Source organism: Arsenicicoccus cauae (assembly GCF_009707125.1).
GTDB lineage: Bacteria > Actinomycetota > Actinomycetes > Actinomycetales > Dermatophilaceae > Arsenicicoccus > Arsenicicoccus cauae.
Genome location: NZ_WLVL01000037.1, coordinates 57,410 through 72,250 on the forward strand (window position 1 = coordinate 57,410; position 14,841 = coordinate 72,250).

The window sequence follows — 14,841 nt, forward strand, 5'->3', positions numbered from 1 at the left end:
TGCCAGGTGGACGCGTGATCGGTCTGCCGACCGCCGCACAGTCTGTCACACGGCGGAGGCCTCACGGCGCCCCGGCGGGCGTCCTGCGGGGAGGCTGTGCGGTGCCCGGGGCGCGACCGGGCCCGGCCCACCCATGGGGTGGACCGGGCCCGGTCGCGGGTGCGCCCAGGGGCGCGGGAGTCGGGCGGGGATCAGCTGCCGACGCGGAAGCGGGCGAAAGCCGTGGCCTTGGCGCCACCCTCGTCCAGCACCTTGCCGACGGTCTTCTTGGCGTCCTTGGCGAACGGCTGCTCGAGCAGGACCTGCTCCTTGAAGAAGCCGTTGACGCGACCCTCGACGATCTTGGGGAGGGCGGCCTCGGGCTTGCCCTCCTCCTTGGCCGTCTCCTCGGCGATGCGACGCTCGCTGGCGACCGTCTGCTCGTCGATCTCGTCCCGGGTGAGGACGCTCGGTGCGAACGCGGCGATGTGCAGCGCGACGTCGTGCGCGACCTGGTCGTCGCCGCCCTCCGTGGCGATCAGGACACCGATCTGCGCCGGCAGGTCGGGGCTGGTCTTGTGCAGGTAGGACGTGACCTTCTCACCCTGCAGGCGAGCCACGCGCTTGACCTCGATCTTCTCGCCGATCGTGGCGTTGGCCTCGTCCAGCAGCTCCTTGACGGACTTGCCGTCGACCTGGTGGGCGAGGAGCGTCTCGGCGTCGGCGGCCTGGGAGTCGACGGCCGCCTGGAGCACGGTGTCGGCGAGCTGGCCGAACTTGTCGCCCTTGGCCACGAAGTCGGTCTCGCACAGGACCTCGACGAGGGTGCCGACGCCACCGTCGACCTTGGCGCGGACCAGACCGTTGGAGGTGGCGCGGCCCTCACGCTTGGTGACGCCCTTGAGACCCTTGACGCGCAGGATCTCGGTGGCCTTGGCCTGGTCGCCGTCGGCCTCGTCGAGGGCCTTCTTGACGTCGAGCATCCCGGCGCCGGTCTTCTCGCGGAGCGCCTTGATGTCGGCAGCGGTGTAGTTAGCCATGTGTCGTAGCTACTTTCTACGCGTGTTCGAAGTGGTGGTTGACGCGGTGGTGACTGCCGCGGCTCAGGCCTGCTCGGCGGCGGGCGCAGCGCCCTCCGTCGCGGGCGCGGCCTGCTCAACACCCTCGGGGGCCGAGGCGACCTGCTCGGTGACGTCGGCCGGCTGGGTGCCCTCGGCAGCGGGGGTCTGCGCCTGGTCCTGGTCCGCCGCGGGAGCCTCGGACTTCGCGGCCTCGGCGTAGAGCTCGCGCTCCCACTCGGCGAGCGGCTCGGCCTCGGTGGCGCCCTCGGAGGAGCGACCGGACGAGCGGGCCACGAGGCCCTCGGCGACGGCGTCGGCGATCACGCGGGTCAGCAGGGTGACGGAGCGGATGGCGTCGTCGTTGCCCGGGATCTTGTAGTCGACCTCGTCGGGGTCGCAGTTGGTGTCGAGGATCGCGATGACGGGCAGGCCCAGCTTGCGGGCCTCGTCCACCGCGAGGTGCTCCTTCTTGGTGTCGACGATCCACACGGCCGAGGGGACCTTGGCCATGTTGCGGATGCCGCCGAGGGTCTTCTCGAGCTTGTCCTTCTCGCGCTTGAGGACGAGGAGCTCCTTCTTGGTGCGACCGGAGCCGGCCACGTCGTCGAAGTCGATCTCCTCGAGCTCCTTGAGGCGCGAGAGGCGCTTGGAGACGGTGTTGAAGTTGGTGAGCATCCCACCGAGCCAGCGGTGGTTGACGTAGGGCATGCCCACGCGGGTCGCCTGCTCGGCGACGGGCTCCTGCGCCTGCTTCTTGGTGCCGACGAAGAGCACGCTGCCGCCGTGGGCGACGGTGGCCTTGACGAACTCGAAGGCGTCGTTGATGTAGGTCAGCGACTGCTGCAGGTCGATGATGTAGATGCCGTTGCGCTCGGTGAGGATGAAGCGCTTCATCTTGGGGTTCCAGCGACGGGTCTGGTGCCCGAAGTGCACGCCGCTCTCGAGGAGCTGGCGCATGGTGACGACGGCCATGCCGAGGTCCCTCTCTCTGTCGTTGTCAGTTACCCACGATCGCGCGGCGGGTGCCGCGGCCGTGCCTGGCGCCTGCGAACGCACCCCGCCGGTCACCCGCGCCGCGTGAGGAGCACGAGCCTGGACCGGACTGCCGTGGTGCGCCCCGGACTGCATCGAGATCGACTCGTCCGGCGAGAAGGCGCGCGAATTCGGGATCGGTGCTCCTGGCAGCCGCCAGGCCCACGTCACCCGTCCTTCCATCCTACGTGGCGGGCCCACCGCGACCTAATCCCTCCGTGCCCGCGTCGCCGGTCCCGTCCGGCGTTGGGCTACCGTCGGCCGCATGCCCCGCACCCCTGGCCACCCCGGGCTGACGACCTTCGGCACCACTGTCTTCACCGAGATGACCGCGCTCGCCCAGCAGCACGACGCGGTCAACCTCGGTCAGGGCTTCCCGGACTCGGACGGACCGCCCGAGATGCTCGAGGCCGCCTGCCGTGCCATCCGGGGCGGCGTCAACCAGTACCCTCCCGGTCCCGGTCTGCCCGTGCTGCGCGAGGCGATCGCCGAGCACCAGTCGCGGTTCTACGGCCTGCGGGTCGACCCGGGCTCGGAGGTGCAGGTGACCGTCGGCGCCACCGAGGCGATCGCGTCGACCATCCTGGCCCTCGTCCGCCCCGGCGACGAGGTGGTCGTGCTGGAGCCCTACTACGACAGCTACGCCGCCACCATCGCCCTGGCGGGAGGGGTCCGGCGCACCAGCGTCCTGCGGTTCCCCGACTTCGCCGTCGACGAGGCCTCCCTGCGGGCCGCCTTCTCCGAGCGGACCAGCGTGGTCCTGCTCAACAGCCCGCACAACCCCACCGGTCGGGTCCTGTCCCGCGCCGACCTCGAGCTGGTCGCCGAGCTCGCCCGGGAGCACGACGCGTGGCTCGTCTGCGACGAGGTCTACGAGCACCTGACCTTCGACGGCGTCGAGCACGTCCCCGTGGCCACCCTGCCCGGGATGAGCGACCGCACCATCACGATCTCCTCGGCGGGCAAGACCTTCTCCGCCACCGGGTGGAAGGTCGGCTGGCTCACCGGCCCTGCGGAGGCCGTCGCTGCGGTGCGGCAGGTCAAGCAGTTCACGACCTTCGCGCACTCCGGCCCCTTCCAGGTCGGTGTCGCGACCGCCCTGGCCCTCCCCACCGACCGGTATGCCGAGCTCGCGTCGACCCTCCAGTCCCGGCGGGACCTGCTCGTCGACGGGTTGCGCTGCGCCGGTCTGGAGGTGAGCGTCCCCGCGGGCACCTACTTCGCCGTGGCCGACGTCGCTCCGTTGGGCGGGGTCGACGCCACGGACTTCTGTCGCCGGATGCCGGCGGAGCTGGGTGTGGCAGGTGTGCCCATGTCGGCTTTCCACGACGACCCCGAGGCCGCCAGGTCGCTCGTGCGCTTCGCCTTCTGCAAGCAGGAGGACGTCTTGCGCGAGGCCGCCCGCCGCCTCGCCGGTCGCTAGCGCCGGGTCGTGCGGCCTGGCTGCTGCATGGCCGGCGGGGGCCTTGGCCCGAGCGCGTCGTCCACAGGCCGGGCGGCGGACGCGACGATCCGCGCCCTCGTCCACAGGCGCTGCCCCGCGCCTTGTCCCCGCCCTGCTCCCGCCCCAGCCTCGACCGTATGCCGATCGCCCGCCCCCTCCTCACCGCCCTCGTCGCGCTGTCCGCCGCGTCCGTGGCCGCCTCGATGACCGCCGCCTCCGTCGGTGCCTCCCCCACCGTCGAGGCGGAGGCGTCGAGGCGCTCGCCGGTCGTCGGACCGGCCGCGTCCGACCTCGCCGCCTCGGCCCGAGGCGTGCTCGGGCCGGGGACCGACTCGCGCGTGGGGGCGACCCGGGCACCCGCCTCGGGCGCACCCGGACGCCTGTCGCCCGTCGAGGTCGCGCCGCCCGCGAGCTCGGGGCGCCCCACGCGCGGCCGGTGGGACCCACCCTTGCGACCACTCCGCGTCGTCGGACGGTTCGTCGGACCGCCGCAGCCGTGGGCCCCGGGTCACCGGGGCGTCGACCTGCTCGCCGCCGCGGGGACGCCGGTCCTCGCCCCGGACGACGGCGTGGTGGCGTTCGCCGGCATGGTCGCCGGCCGCCCGGTCCTGTCCATCGACCACCCGGGAGGGCTCCGCAGCACCTACGAACCCGTCGCGTCACGCGTCGTGGTCGGCGACCGGGTGGCGCGGGGTCAGGTAATCGCGGTCCTGGTCGCCGAGCCGAGCCACTGCGCCACCACGTGCCTGCACTGGGGCGCACGACGGGGCGAGACGTACATCGACCCCATGACGCTCATCGATCGCGGGCCCCTGGTCCTGCTGCCGCTGCGCTGAGTGCACCGTCGCAGACTGAGTCCCCCGCTCCCACAACGCCGCCCGACCCACCCTCACACGACCCACGCCGAGCCCCCAGCCCCCAGCCCACAAACCGCCGCCCGCACGCCCTCTGGACGACCCACACCGAGCTCGTGGCTCACCAACCGCCTCGGGGACCCGCTCAGGCGCGCGGGTGGGCCTGGCGATAGGCCGCCCGCAACCGATCCACCGACACGTGCGTGTAGATCTGGGTCGTCGCCAGGCTCGAGTGGCCCAGCAGCTCCTGCACGACGCGCAGGTCCGCCCCGCCGTCGAGCAGGTGCGTGGCGGCGCTGTGCCGCAGCCCGTGCGGTCCGAGGTCGGGCGCGTCCGGGACGCGCGCCAGCAGGCGGTGGACCACCTCGCGCACCTGACGGGGGTCGACCCGCCGACCACGGCGTCCGAGGAGCAGGGCCGGGCCGCTGGCCGGGGTCACGAGCTGCGGTCGACCCCGCGACAGCCAGGTGTCCAGCGCGCGCTGCGCGGGCACGCCGTACGGCACCGTGCGCTCCTTGTCTCCCTTCCCGAGCACCCGCAGCGTCCGCGTCGACGGGTCGAGGTCGTCCAGGTCGAGCCCGACGAGCTCGCTGACGCGAATCCCGCTGGCGTACATGAGCTCCACCATCGCGGCGTCCCGCAACGACAGGGGGTCGACCTCACCCGGCGGGTCCGCGGGGCCCTCACCGGCAGGCTCCCCCGTGGCGCCGGGCCCGAGGTCGGGCTCCCCCTGCGCGTCGACGTGCTGGTCGGTCTCCGCCGCAGCATCGACGTGTCGACCGGGCCTCGCAGCAGCGTCGGCCGCAGACTGCAACAAAGCGTCTGCCTGCACGTGGTCGAGCACCCCCGGCAGGGTGCGGGTCCGCCGCGGCGACGCCAGCCTGGCGGCCGGGTCGCTCGGCAGGTGCCCGCGGCGGGTCGCCCAGGCATAGAACGCCCGCACCGCCGCCGCCCGGCGTGCCACCGTGGCGCGGGCCGCCCCCTGCGTCCCCTGACGCGCCAGCCACGAGCGCAGGTCGGTCAGCCCGAGGTCGGTCAGGTCCTCGGCACCCTCCTCCCGCGCGTACGCCCGCAGGGCCCGCAGGTCACCGAGATAGGCCCGCACCGTGTGCTCAGAGCGTCCACGCTCCACCCGCAGGTGCTGCGCGAACTGCTCGATCAGGTCCTCGGCCACCCGCTCACGGTCGCAAACCGCGTGATCGGGAGCAAGGACCGCCGAGCAGACGCGCCGGGATCTCCGGTCCGGCTGACACGTCCCGGCACGACCGGCCGGCTGTCACCGCCCCGCGGTGCTGCGGCGGCGTGCGTCGGGTCCCAGGCGGTATCCCCCATCCCGAGTCTCCGCCAGGCCCAGCGTCACGAGCCGGCCGAGCGCGGCCCGAGCCTCGGGCACCGTGACGCCCGCGGCCAGCGCGGTCGACTCGAGGCGGGCGAGGTTGCGGACAGGCAGGGCGGCGCGCACGGCGGCGTCGACGGGGCCCAGCAGGTCCAGCTCCTGCACCGGGGCCCTGCGCTCCGGTGCCAGGTCGACGCCCATCCGCCCGCACAGCTCGGCGACCTCGGCCGCATCGGTCACCAGCTCGGCCATCCCATCGCGGACGGCCTGGTGGCACCCCGCGCTCGTCATGCTCGTCACGGGGCCGGGCACCACCGCCACGGGCCGGACGAGCTCGACGGCGGCGCGCATCGTGCTGAGCGCCCCGCTGCGATAGCCCGCCTCCACGACCACGGTGCCCTGGCTGAGCGCCGCGATGAGTCGGTTGCGCAGCAGGAAGCGTGATCGCGTGGGCGCGCACCCGGGCGCCACCTCGCTGACCACGGACCCCGTCTCGGCGATGCGGGTGATCAGACGCTCGTGCGCTGCGGGATAGGGACGCTCGACGCCCCCGGCGAGCACGGCGACGGTCTCCCCGTCCTCCGCGAGCGCGCCTCGGTGCGCGGCCGCGTCGATCCCGAAGGCCGCTCCCGACACGACGGTGAAGCCCCGCTGCGCGAGGCCGGCGCCGAGGTCGGCGGCCACGCGCTGGCCGTACTCCGTGGCAGCCCGGGAGCCCACGACCGAGACGCTGCGCTCCATGGCCTCGGCGAGCGGCGCGGGCCCGCGGACCCACAGGCAGTAGGGGCGTCTGACCACCGGGAGGTCGTCCAGGCCAGGCGGCCACTCGTCGTCGCCGGGGACGAGCAGCCTCGCTCCGCACCGTCTTGCCAGGGCCAGGTCGCGTCCAGGCTCGGCGGCCGCGAGCCGGTCGCGCAGCGCGTCGTGACGGGCCTCGCCGTCGTGCAGCAGGCCCTGCAGGGCGGTGACGGGGTCGACACCGTCGAGCATCGCGGCGACCCGGGTGTCGGCGGGCTCGGCGATCCTGCTCCACAGGGCGCGGGCCGTCCGCTCGTCGCGGGGCAGCTCGTCGGGTCTCATGCCGCCACCTCCGCCGCGCCGCGCAGGGTCAGTGCCTGATCGACGTCGTCACTGGTCGGGCTCGCGTGGCCGGCGAGATCGGCCAGCGTCCACGCCACCCGGGTCACCCGGTCGTAGCCACGCAAGGTGACCCCTCCCCGGTCCAGCGTGCGGTCGAGCAGCCGGGTGGCTCTGCGCGAGGGCCGCAGCGGGCCACGGCGCAACCGGCCGGGGGGCACCTCGCCGTTGAGCGACCAGCGTTCGCCCGCATAGCGTTCCGCCGCGACGGCGCGCGCCTGCGCCACGCGTGCGGCCACCACCGCCGTGGGCTCCGGGTCGGCCTCGACGAGCTCGAGCCGGGAGACCGCCGGCACCGACAGCTGCAGGTCGATGCGGTCGAGCAACGGGCCCGCCAGCCGACCGAGGTAGCCACGACGCTGGTTGACGGTGCAGGTGCAGCCGAGGCCCTTGCCCACGGCCCGGCCGCACGGGCACGGGTTGGCGGCGAGGACCAGCTGGAAGCGGGCGGGGAAGGTCAGCATCCGATCGGTCCGACCGATCGTCACCGTCCCCGACTCGAGCGGCTGGCGCAGGGAGTTGAGGACGTGGGAGGCGAACTCAGGAGCCTCGTCGAGGAAGAGCACACCACGGTGCGCAGCCGTCACCGCACCGGGTGAGGGACGGCCGGACCCGCCACCCACCATGGCCGCCATCGTCACGCCGTGGTGCATGGCGACGTAGGGGGGTCGCCGCAGCAGCCCCAGGGGCGCCGCCTCGCTGCTCATGACCGAGGCGATGGAGGTGACCTCGAGCGCCTGGTCGTCCGGCAGCGGAGGGAGCAGGCCCGGCAACCGCTCGGCCAGCATGGTCTTGCCCGCGCCGGGCGGACCACTGAGGAAGAGGTGGTGTCCGCCGGCGGCCGCCACCTCCAGTGCGAAGCGCCCCTCGCCCTGACCGGCGACGTCGACGAGGTCGAGCTCGTCGCGGACGGGCTGGTCACCCGGGCCTTCGCTCTCGGGCTGCAGGAGCAGCTCGCCCCGGTGGAAGGCCACCACCTCCGCGAGGTGGTGCACCCCGAGCACCTGGGCGCCCTCGACCAGCCGCGCCTCGCGGACGTTGACGGCGGGCACGATGATCCGACGGTGCCCCGCCTCCACAGCGGCGCGGACGCACGGGAGGACACCGCGGACCCCCTTGACCGCCCCGTCGAGCGACAGCTCTCCGAGGTGGACCACGCCGCGCACGCTCGGTGGCACCTCCTGCGCGGCCGCCAGCAGAGCCACGACCATGGGCAGGTCGAAGGCGCTGCCGGACTTGGGCATCCACGCCGGCGACAGGTTCACCGTGAGACGACGCGACGGCAGGGGCACGCCCGCGTTGCTCGCCGCCGCCCGGATCCGGTCGCGCGCCTCGCCGACGGTCGTGTCCGCGAGCCCCGTCACGGTGAAGGCCGGCAGCCCGAGACTGACATCCGCCTCGACATCGACGACGGCCCCCTCGAGCCCCGACAGGGTCACGCCGCGGGTCAGCCCGGTGCTCACGACAGCACCCCCTCGAGGTGCTCGACCTCCGGCGCGCCGGCGCGGGGCACGAGGACCCCCACGACGTCGACGCGGACGTGCGGGGACGTGACCTCCGGGTGCTCCTGCAGCCACCGCACGGCGAGGCGCCGCAGCCGCATCGCCTTGCGCTGCGTCACCTGCTCGACCGGGCTGCCGTAGGACACGCTCGTGCGGGTCTTGACCTCGCACACCACGAGGGTGGGGGGTGAGGTCGGGGCCACGGCCACGACGTCGATCTCCCCCTGGTCGCACCGCCAGTTGCGGTCGACCACCGTCATCCCGAGGGCCTCGAGGTGGCGCGCCGCCACCCGCTCGCCGTAGTCCCCGACGGCCCGATGCCGTGCCGGGCCGGATCCACATGCCATGGCCACACCTCACGCTCCCGTGCGACCACCGTGACCGCACGGGGTCAACCCTGGCCGCCCCCGGCGCACGGCGACCCGGCGACCTGCGCCCTGTGGACGACCGCGGCGGGGACGCGACGAGCTGTGGACAAACCCCCGGGATCGCGAGGTCCGGTGCCGTCAGGACGGGAAGCCGGGGTCCTTGGCCAGGTCCAGGTCGGACTTGGCCAGCTCCTCGACGTTGACGTCCTTGAAGGTCACGACCCGGACGTTCTTGACGAATCGGGCCGGGCGGTAGACGTCCCAGACCCACGCGTCCGCCATGGTGACGTCGAAGTACACCTCGCCCCCGTCGCTGCGCACCCGCACGTCGACGGAGTTGCAGAGGTAGAAGCGACGCTCGGTCTCGACGACGTGGGAGAACAGCCCCACGACGTCGCGGTACTCCCGGTAGAGCGCGAGCTCCATCTCGGTCTCGTACCGCTCGAGGTCCTCTGCGCTCATCGCTCCTGCACTCCCTGCTCGGCTGCTGCGGCGCCGTCGGCCACCGCGGTCCTCGTCCCATCATCACCCACGGCCCCTTGCCGAGGCAGCCGCCACGAGCGGCGGTGGTGGCGGCAGGGTCCGAGGCGGGACAGCGCGTCGAGGTGCCCCGGGGCGGCATACCCCTTGTTGGCGGCGAAGCCGTAGGCGTCGTTCACGTCGTCCTGCTCGGCCAGACGCACCATGAGGCCGTCGCGCTCGACCTTGGCGAGCACGCTCGCGGCCGCGACCGACGAGCACCGCAGGTCGGCCTTGATCATGGTGTGCACCGGGATCACGTCCTCGTCCACGGCCCCCAGCAGACCGAGCCGGTCGGGCTCGGTGAACCAGTCGTGGTTGCCGTCGAGCAGCACCAGGGAGGGGGCGAGCCCGCCGGCGCAGGCGGCGGCCATGGCCCGCCTCCCCGCGAGGCGCAGCGCACCCATGATGCCGACCTCGTCGATCTCGAGCGGCGACGCGTGCCCCACGCCGTATGCCGGCGCCCACCGTCGTAGGCGGGGCACCAGCCTCTCGCGGGCGGCCGGCGTCAGCAGCTTGGAGTCGCGCACGCCGGAGGGTGCGGACCCGACGGACAGGTCGATCAGCACGACCCCCACCGACACGGGCCCGGCCAGGGCACCGCGGCCGACCTCGTCCATCGCCGCCAGGACCTGCCGGCCCTCGGGCAGGCCGCGCTGGAGGGTCCGCTCGATCCTCAGGCTGGGCCTGCGCGAGGCCGACGTGGCGGGGGGTGTCATCTGGCGTCGGGCACGGCCGAGAACACCGTCGAGGGCTGACCGAGCCAGGTCATCTCGGAGAAGGGCCACACGACGGCGACGGCACGTCCGACGACGTCGTCGATGGGGACCGATCCCGTGCTGCCGTCGCGGCTGGGATCGTGGTAGCGGGAGTCACCCGAGTCGCTGCGGTGGTCGCCCATCACCCACAGTCGTCCCTGGGGCACGGTGATGTCGAATGGCTCGACGCTCGGCGCGTCACCCGGCTTGAGGTAGCTCTCGGTGATCTCGGCGCCGTTGACGGTCAGCTTGCCGGACTGGGTGCAGCAGGTCACCTTGTCCCCCGGCAGCCCGACCACACGCTTGATCAGGTGGCTGTCCGAGTCGTTGGGCAGCAGACCGACGAAGACGAAGGTCTCGTGCAGGACGTTGGCGATCCCCGAGCGCTCGGCCGTTGGCGCCCGCACCAGCCACCGGCCGGTGTCCTCGAACACGACGACGTCGCCCCGCTCCAGCTCGAACGGCCTCGGGGTCAGTTTGGACACGACCACCCGGTCCCCCTCGACAAGGGTGTCCTCCATGGACCCGGAGGGGATGTAGAAGGCCTGCATCAGCCAGGTCTTGACGGCGAGCGACAGGACGAGTGCGAGCCCGACGACGATGACGAACTCGCGCACCGCATGCATCAGGTGGGACCCCGTGCCGGAGGAGCGCGAGGCGCCTGAGCGCGATCCTGCCGCGTCCTGCCCGGACGACACGGCCCCGCCGCCGCGCTCCGCCGACGCGGCCCCCTTGCGGGACCCCGCCGCCTCACCACCGGGCGTCGGGTCCTCGTGCACGTCACGCGCGTCGGTCATCGGGATCCTCCAGGGGTCGTCGGGTCAGGTCGGGCGGCCACGGCGCGCCAGTGGCCGGGGGGCCACAGCACGCGGATCACCCGACCGGTGACGTCGCGCTCGGGCAGGAGCCCGCCTCCCGGGGAGCCCAGCCGCGACCGCGAGTCGGCCGATCGGCTGCGGTGGTCTCCCAGCACCCACAGTCTGCCTGGCGGGACCTCCACGTCGAAGCGCACCTCGCTGGGTGTGTCGCCCGCGTGGAGGTAGGGCTCGTCGAGGGGGCGGCCGTCGACGGTGAGGCGCCCCTGGTCGTCGCAGCAGCGCACGTGGTCGCCACCGACGCCCACCACGCGCTTGACGAGGTGGTGGCCGGGCGAGGCCCCGAACGCCCGGCCGAGGAGCCGGACGGGGAGCGGCGGCCCGTCCCCGGTGTCGAAGGTGCCGGTGCCGTCGAAGACGACCACCTCGCCGCGTCGCACGCCCTGCGTCGTCTTGTCGACGAGGATCCGCTCGCCGGGCCGCAGCAGCGGCTCCATGGACCCGCTCGGCACGACGAACCAGTCGACGACCCAGGTCCGGACGGCGACGAGCGCCACCCAGGCGAGGACCACCACCACCAGCAGGTGCCGGCTCCGACGAGAGATGCCGACCGCGACCGAGGTGTCGGTCGGGGTCGGCATCGTCGTCCGGGGGTGCACCCGCGGCAGCCTACTGGCCCCCGCTGTGCGCGCCTCCCCGGCCTCGTGAGCCAAGGGTCAGCGCTTGCCCGTGGTGTCGCGCTTCTCCTTGATCTTGGCGGCCTTGCCGCGCAGGTCCCGCAGGTAGTACAGCTTGGCGCGTCGCACGTCGCCGCGCGTCATGACCTCGATCTTGTCGATCACCGGGGTGTGCAGCGGGAAGGTGCGCTCCACGCCGACGCCGAAGGAGACCTTGCGGACGGTGAAGGTCTCGCCGATGCCGCCGCCGGAGCGACGGATCACGACGCCCTGGAAGACCTGGACGCGGGAGCGGGTGCCCTCGATGACCTTGACGTGGACCTTGAGGGTGTCTCCGGCGCGGAACTCGGGGACGTCGTCGCGCAGGCTCGCGGCGTCGAACTCAGCCAGCTTCTTCATGCGATGTCGCTTTCTCGTGGGGCCGCCACAGGTCGTCCCACCGTCGGCCGCGCCCTGGTGGGCGCGGACTGGTGTCGTATGACGCCCCCGGCTGCCGCGTCCCTGTCATCAGACAGGTCCTCCCCCTGTGGCAGGGGCATGGATGATCGCCGCGAGACGCAAGGCACGATTCTGCCAGATCCGCGGCCCCGACCCCAACTCGGGCGACGGGCTCCGCGGCCGGACCCCGGGCGACGCGCTCAGGAGCGGCGCAGCCCCTTGTCCAGCTCGACCGTGCCCGGGATGCCCTGCCGCGGCCGCCGCACGGGGCGGTACCCGGCCTTGCGGTAGAGGCGCTGGTTGCGTTCGCTGAGGGCCCCGGTGACGAGCCAGGCTCGCACGGCCTCGCGGGGCGCCTGCTCCTCCGCGTGCGCGAGCAGCTGCCGGCCGATCCCACGCCCGACGAGGTCGGGGGCGACCATGAGCCGGCCCACCTCCCAGGTGTCGCCGTCGACGAGCCGGGCGCGCACGGACGCGACGAGCCGACCCGCCTGACCGGCGCCGGATCCGGACCCCTCCCGGACCACCCAGGTGCGCCATCGCTCGAGCTCGGCCTGGGCGTGCTCCAGCGTCTCCACCAGCGGTGGGATGTCGGGGGCGTGGTTGAGCCGCCCCTCGTCCACCCAGCAGGCCCGGGTGAGGGTCCACAGCTCGGGCACGTCCGCGGGGGTGGCGAGGCGGATCGGGAGGGGGTCGTCGCCGTTGACGGCCGCCGATGCCTCCAGCAGGTCGGGCCGCCGGGCCGCGGTCCGCTCCAGACGCTGCCGGTGACGCCAGGTCGCGATGGCGCCGTGGTCGCCGGACAGCAGCACCGGCGGCACCCCGCGGCCCCGCCAGGAGGCGGGCTTGGTGTAGACGGGGTACTCCAGCAGCCCGTCCTCGTGGGACTCCTCGACGAGGGACGCGGCATTGCCCACCACCCCGGGGAGCAGCCGGGCCACGGCCTCGGTGATGGCGAGCACGGCCACCTCGCCCCCGTTGAGCACGTAGTCGCCGAGCGAGACGACCCGCACCCGACCGTCGAGCGCCTCGGCCGCGTAGTCGTAGACGCGCTCGTCTATCCCCTCGTAGCGCCCGCAGGCGAACGCCAGCCACGGCTCGGCGGCCAGCTCGTGGGCCATCGCCTGGTCGAACCGTCGCCCGCCGGGGCCCGGCACGACGAGCAGGGGCCGCGCTCCGGCGTACGACCGGTCACCGACCGACGCGAGGTGGTCGACCGCCTGGGCCCAGGGCTCGGGCGTCATGACCATGCCGGCGCCCCCGCCGTAGGGAGTGTCGTCGACGGTGCGGTGCCGGTCCGTCGTCCAGGACCGCAGGTCGTGGACGTGGAGGTCGAGCAGCCCCTCGCGCCGGGCCCTGCCGATGAGCGAGAGGTCGAGGGGCGCGAGGTACTCCGGGAAGATCGAGACGACGTCGATGCGCACGGTCACTCCCCGTCGAGGTCGAACAACCCGTCGGGGGCGTCGACGACCACCCGCCCCCCGGGGACGTCCACGGTGGGGACCAGCGCCTCGACGAAGGGCACCAGCCCCGTGCGACCGTCGGCGAGGCGCACCTCGAGCAGGTCCTGGACGGGACGGGTGTGCAGCGCCACCACCTCCCCCACGACGACGCCGGCAGGGTCCTCGGCGCGCAGGCCGACCAGGTCGGACGCGTACCACCCCTCGTCGTCGTCCTGGGACGCCGACCCGGAGGCGTCCACGTCGAGGGTCAGCAGGGTGTTGCGCAGGGACTCGGCCCCGGTGCGGTCCGGGATCTCCTCGAAGGCCAGGAGCCAGATACCGTTGTGGACGCGAGCCGTCCGCACGGTGAGCTCGCGGGGCACCCCGGAGCCGCGGCGCGCCTGCGTCGCCAACCGGGCGCCCGGCGCGAGCCGTGCCTGAGGGTCGTCGGTGCGCAGCTCCACCGTGACCTCCCCGCGCAGCGCATGTGCCTTGCCGATCCTGGCGACGACCACGTCCATGCACTCTCTCCTCGTCTCCTCGTGGAGCTCGTGCGGGGCAGCCCCGCAGACGACGAGAGGCGTGCGACGGGGTGTCCCGCGCACGCCTCTGGTCGTTCGAGCGTGATGCCGGGCGCTCAGCGCACCCGGTCCGTGTCGACGATGTCGACGCGGACCTGCTTGCCACCGGCCAGGGCGCCCATCACGGTGCGCAGGGCGCTGGCGGTGCGGCCCGAGCGGCCGATGACGCGCCCGAGGTCGTCCGGGTGGACGCGCACCTCGAGCACCTCACCGCGGCGGAGCTCCTTGTGGCGCACCACCACGTCCTCGTCGTGGTCCACGATCCCCTTGACGAGGTGCTCGAGCGCCTCCTCGAGCACGATCAGGCCTCGGACTTCTCGTCGGACTCCGGAGCAGCCGCCTCGACGGACTCGGTCGCGGGGACCTCCTCGGCCTCGGCGGAGCCCGCAGCCTCGGCCGCCTCTGCCGGGTCGGTGGTCGCGGGGGCCTCGGGGGCCGGCTCGGAGGGAGCCTCGTTCTTGGTGGCCTTCTTGCGCGGCGTCTCCTTGGGCTCGAGCTCAGCCTTCTGGAGGGCCTCGTTGTAGAGGTCCTGCTTGGACTTCTTGGGCTCCTTGACCTGCAGGGTGCCCTCGGCGCCCGGCAGGCCCTTGTGCTTCTGCCAGTCGCCGGTGATCTTGAGCAGGGCCAGGACCTGCTCGGTGGGCTGGGCGCCGACGCCCAGCCAGTACTGCACGCGGTCGGAGGTGATCTCGATGCGCGACGGCTGCTCCGTCGGGTGGTAGATGCCGATCTCCTCGATCGCACGGCCATCGCGCTTGGTGCGCGAGTCCATCACGACGACGCGGTAGTACGGTGCACGGATCTTGCCCATGCGCTTCAGACGAATCTTGACGGCCACGAGTGTGGTGTCTCCTTGGTGTGGTGTGGGTGAGCCCGCGTCACGACACCGTGGGGACAG

At 73.4% G+C, this 14,841-nt stretch carries 17 protein-coding genes; 2 read left to right on the forward strand and 15 right to left on the reverse strand.

The window, feature by feature from the left end; genetic code table 11:
• Window positions 1–191 precede the first annotated feature (191 nt).
• Window positions 192–1,019, reverse strand: a complete 828-nt coding sequence (tsf, locus tag GGG17_RS08970) for a translation elongation factor Ts (protein ID WP_154593389.1) — start codon at window positions 1,017–1,019, stop codon at window positions 192–194.
• A gap of 63 nt (window positions 1,020–1,082) precedes the next feature.
• Window positions 1,083–2,012: a 30S ribosomal protein S2 gene (gene rpsB / locus GGG17_RS08975; protein WP_154593390.1), complete on the reverse strand. Its 930-nt coding sequence runs from the start codon at window positions 2,010–2,012 to the stop codon at window positions 1,083–1,085.
• 325 nt (window positions 2,013–2,337) lie between these two features.
• On the opposite strand from rpsB, the gene GGG17_RS08980 reads away from it, so the two are divergent.
• Together GGG17_RS08980 and GGG17_RS08985 are read left to right on the forward strand one after the other, a co-directional pair.
• Window positions 2,338–3,495 carry a pyridoxal phosphate-dependent aminotransferase gene (locus tag GGG17_RS08980; RefSeq protein WP_154593391.1) on the forward strand — a complete coding sequence of 386 codons (1,158 nt, stop codon included), beginning with the start codon at window positions 2,338–2,340 and terminating at the stop codon, window positions 3,493–3,495.
• A gap of 158 nt (window positions 3,496–3,653) precedes the next feature.
• Window positions 3,654–4,352 carry a murein hydrolase activator EnvC family protein gene (locus GGG17_RS08985; RefSeq protein WP_230082848.1) on the forward strand — a complete coding sequence of 233 codons (699 nt, stop codon included), beginning with the start codon at window positions 3,654–3,656 and terminating at the stop codon, window positions 4,350–4,352.
• Between the two features lie 163 nt (window positions 4,353–4,515).
• On the opposite strand, the gene GGG17_RS08990 is transcribed toward GGG17_RS08985, so the two are convergent.
• The 13 genes from GGG17_RS08990 to rpsP form a co-directional block, all read right to left on the reverse strand.
• Entirely contained in the window at window positions 4,516–5,544 is a 1,029-nt protein-coding gene (locus tag GGG17_RS08990; protein ID WP_311966547.1) for a tyrosine recombinase XerC, read from the reverse strand.
• Window positions 5,545–5,646: 102 nt separating this feature from the next.
• Complete coding sequence (gene dprA, locus GGG17_RS08995; protein WP_154593392.1) at window positions 5,647–6,786, reverse strand: DNA-processing protein DprA; 1,140 nt, start codon at window positions 6,784–6,786, stop codon at window positions 5,647–5,649.
• A complete protein-coding gene (locus GGG17_RS09000) occupies window positions 6,783–8,306 on the reverse strand; it encodes a YifB family Mg chelatase-like AAA ATPase (RefSeq protein ID WP_311966548.1) in 1,524 nt (507 codons plus the stop codon). The genes dprA and GGG17_RS09000 overlap by 4 nt, the downstream gene beginning before the upstream one ends.
• The gene (locus GGG17_RS09005) at window positions 8,303–8,692 is read right to left on the reverse strand and encodes a YraN family protein (protein ID WP_154593393.1); all 390 of its coding nucleotides are present in this window, start codon (window positions 8,690–8,692) and stop codon (window positions 8,303–8,305) included. The genes GGG17_RS09000 and GGG17_RS09005 overlap by 4 nt, the downstream gene beginning before the upstream one ends.
• Window positions 8,693–8,851: 159 nt before the next feature.
• Window positions 8,852–9,175 carry a DUF2469 domain-containing protein gene (locus GGG17_RS09010; protein ID WP_154593394.1) on the reverse strand — a complete coding sequence of 108 codons (324 nt, stop codon included), beginning with the start codon at window positions 9,173–9,175 and terminating at the stop codon, window positions 8,852–8,854.
• A complete protein-coding gene (gene rnhB, locus GGG17_RS09015; RefSeq protein ID WP_154593395.1) occupies window positions 9,172–9,951 on the reverse strand; it encodes a ribonuclease HII in 780 nt (259 codons plus the stop codon). Before rnhB ends, GGG17_RS09010 begins: the two co-directional genes overlap by 4 nt.
• Window positions 9,948–10,787 carry a signal peptidase I gene (gene lepB / locus GGG17_RS09020; RefSeq protein WP_154593396.1) on the reverse strand — a complete coding sequence of 280 codons (840 nt, stop codon included), beginning with the start codon at window positions 10,785–10,787 and terminating at the stop codon, window positions 9,948–9,950. The genes rnhB and lepB (GGG17_RS09020) overlap by 4 nt, the downstream gene beginning before the upstream one ends.
• A complete protein-coding gene (lepB, locus tag GGG17_RS09025) occupies window positions 10,784–11,464 on the reverse strand; it encodes a signal peptidase I (RefSeq protein WP_311966549.1) in 681 nt (226 codons plus the stop codon). The genes lepB (GGG17_RS09020) and lepB (GGG17_RS09025) overlap by 4 nt, the downstream gene beginning before the upstream one ends.
• Before the next feature lie 57 nt (window positions 11,465–11,521).
• Window positions 11,522–11,881, reverse strand: coding sequence for a 50S ribosomal protein L19 (gene rplS / locus GGG17_RS09030; RefSeq protein ID WP_154593397.1), 360 nt, complete (start codon window positions 11,879–11,881; stop codon window positions 11,522–11,524).
• A 239-nt stretch (window positions 11,882–12,120) separates the two neighbouring features.
• The gene (trmD, locus tag GGG17_RS09035; protein ID WP_311966550.1) at window positions 12,121–13,344 is read right to left on the reverse strand and encodes a tRNA (guanosine(37)-N1)-methyltransferase TrmD; all 1,224 of its coding nucleotides are present in this window, start codon (window positions 13,342–13,344) and stop codon (window positions 12,121–12,123) included.
• A gap of 2 nt (window positions 13,345–13,346) precedes the next feature.
• Complete coding sequence (rimM, locus tag GGG17_RS16460) at window positions 13,347–13,883, reverse strand: ribosome maturation factor RimM (RefSeq protein ID WP_154593398.1); 537 nt, start codon at window positions 13,881–13,883, stop codon at window positions 13,347–13,349.
• 116 nt (window positions 13,884–13,999) lie between these two features.
• Window positions 14,000–14,242, reverse strand: a complete 243-nt coding sequence (locus GGG17_RS09045) for an RNA-binding protein (RefSeq protein ID WP_019287908.1) — start codon at window positions 14,240–14,242, stop codon at window positions 14,000–14,002.
• 2 nt (window positions 14,243–14,244) lie between these two features.
• Window positions 14,245–14,781, reverse strand: a complete 537-nt coding sequence (gene rpsP, locus GGG17_RS09050; RefSeq protein WP_311966551.1) for a 30S ribosomal protein S16 — start codon at window positions 14,779–14,781, stop codon at window positions 14,245–14,247.
• Window positions 14,782–14,841 lie beyond the last annotated feature (60 nt).

Coding starts and splice junctions, on each gene's coding strand:
- rimM (WP_154593398.1), bottom strand. CDS start 13,883: ATGGACGTGGTCGTCGCCAGGATCGGCAAGGCACATGCGCTGCGCGGG.
- lepB (WP_154593396.1), bottom strand. CDS start 10,787: ATGACCGACGCGCGTGACGTGCACGAGGACCCGACGCCCGGTGGTGAG.
- GGG17_RS09010 (WP_154593394.1), bottom strand. CDS start 9,175: ATGAGCGCAGAGGACCTCGAGCGGTACGAGACCGAGATGGAGCTCGCG.
- GGG17_RS08985 (WP_230082848.1), top strand. CDS start 3,654: ATGCCGATCGCCCGCCCCCTCCTCACCGCCCTCGTCGCGCTGTCCGCC.
- GGG17_RS08980 (WP_154593391.1), top strand. CDS start 2,338: ATGCCCCGCACCCCTGGCCACCCCGGGCTGACGACCTTCGGCACCACT.
- rplS (WP_154593397.1), bottom strand. CDS start 11,881: ATGAAGAAGCTGGCTGAGTTCGACGCCGCGAGCCTGCGCGACGACGTC.
- dprA (WP_154593392.1), bottom strand. CDS start 6,786: ATGAGACCCGACGAGCTGCCCCGCGACGAGCGGACGGCCCGCGCCCTG.
- tsf (WP_154593389.1), bottom strand. CDS start 1,019: ATGGCTAACTACACCGCTGCCGACATCAAGGCGCTCCGCGAGAAGACC.
- GGG17_RS09005 (WP_154593393.1), bottom strand. CDS start 8,692: ATGGCATGTGGATCCGGCCCGGCACGGCATCGGGCCGTCGGGGACTAC.
- rpsB (WP_154593390.1), bottom strand. CDS start 2,012: ATGGCCGTCGTCACCATGCGCCAGCTCCTCGAGAGCGGCGTGCACTTC.
- rnhB (WP_154593395.1), bottom strand. CDS start 9,951: ATGACACCCCCCGCCACGTCGGCCTCGCGCAGGCCCAGCCTGAGGATC.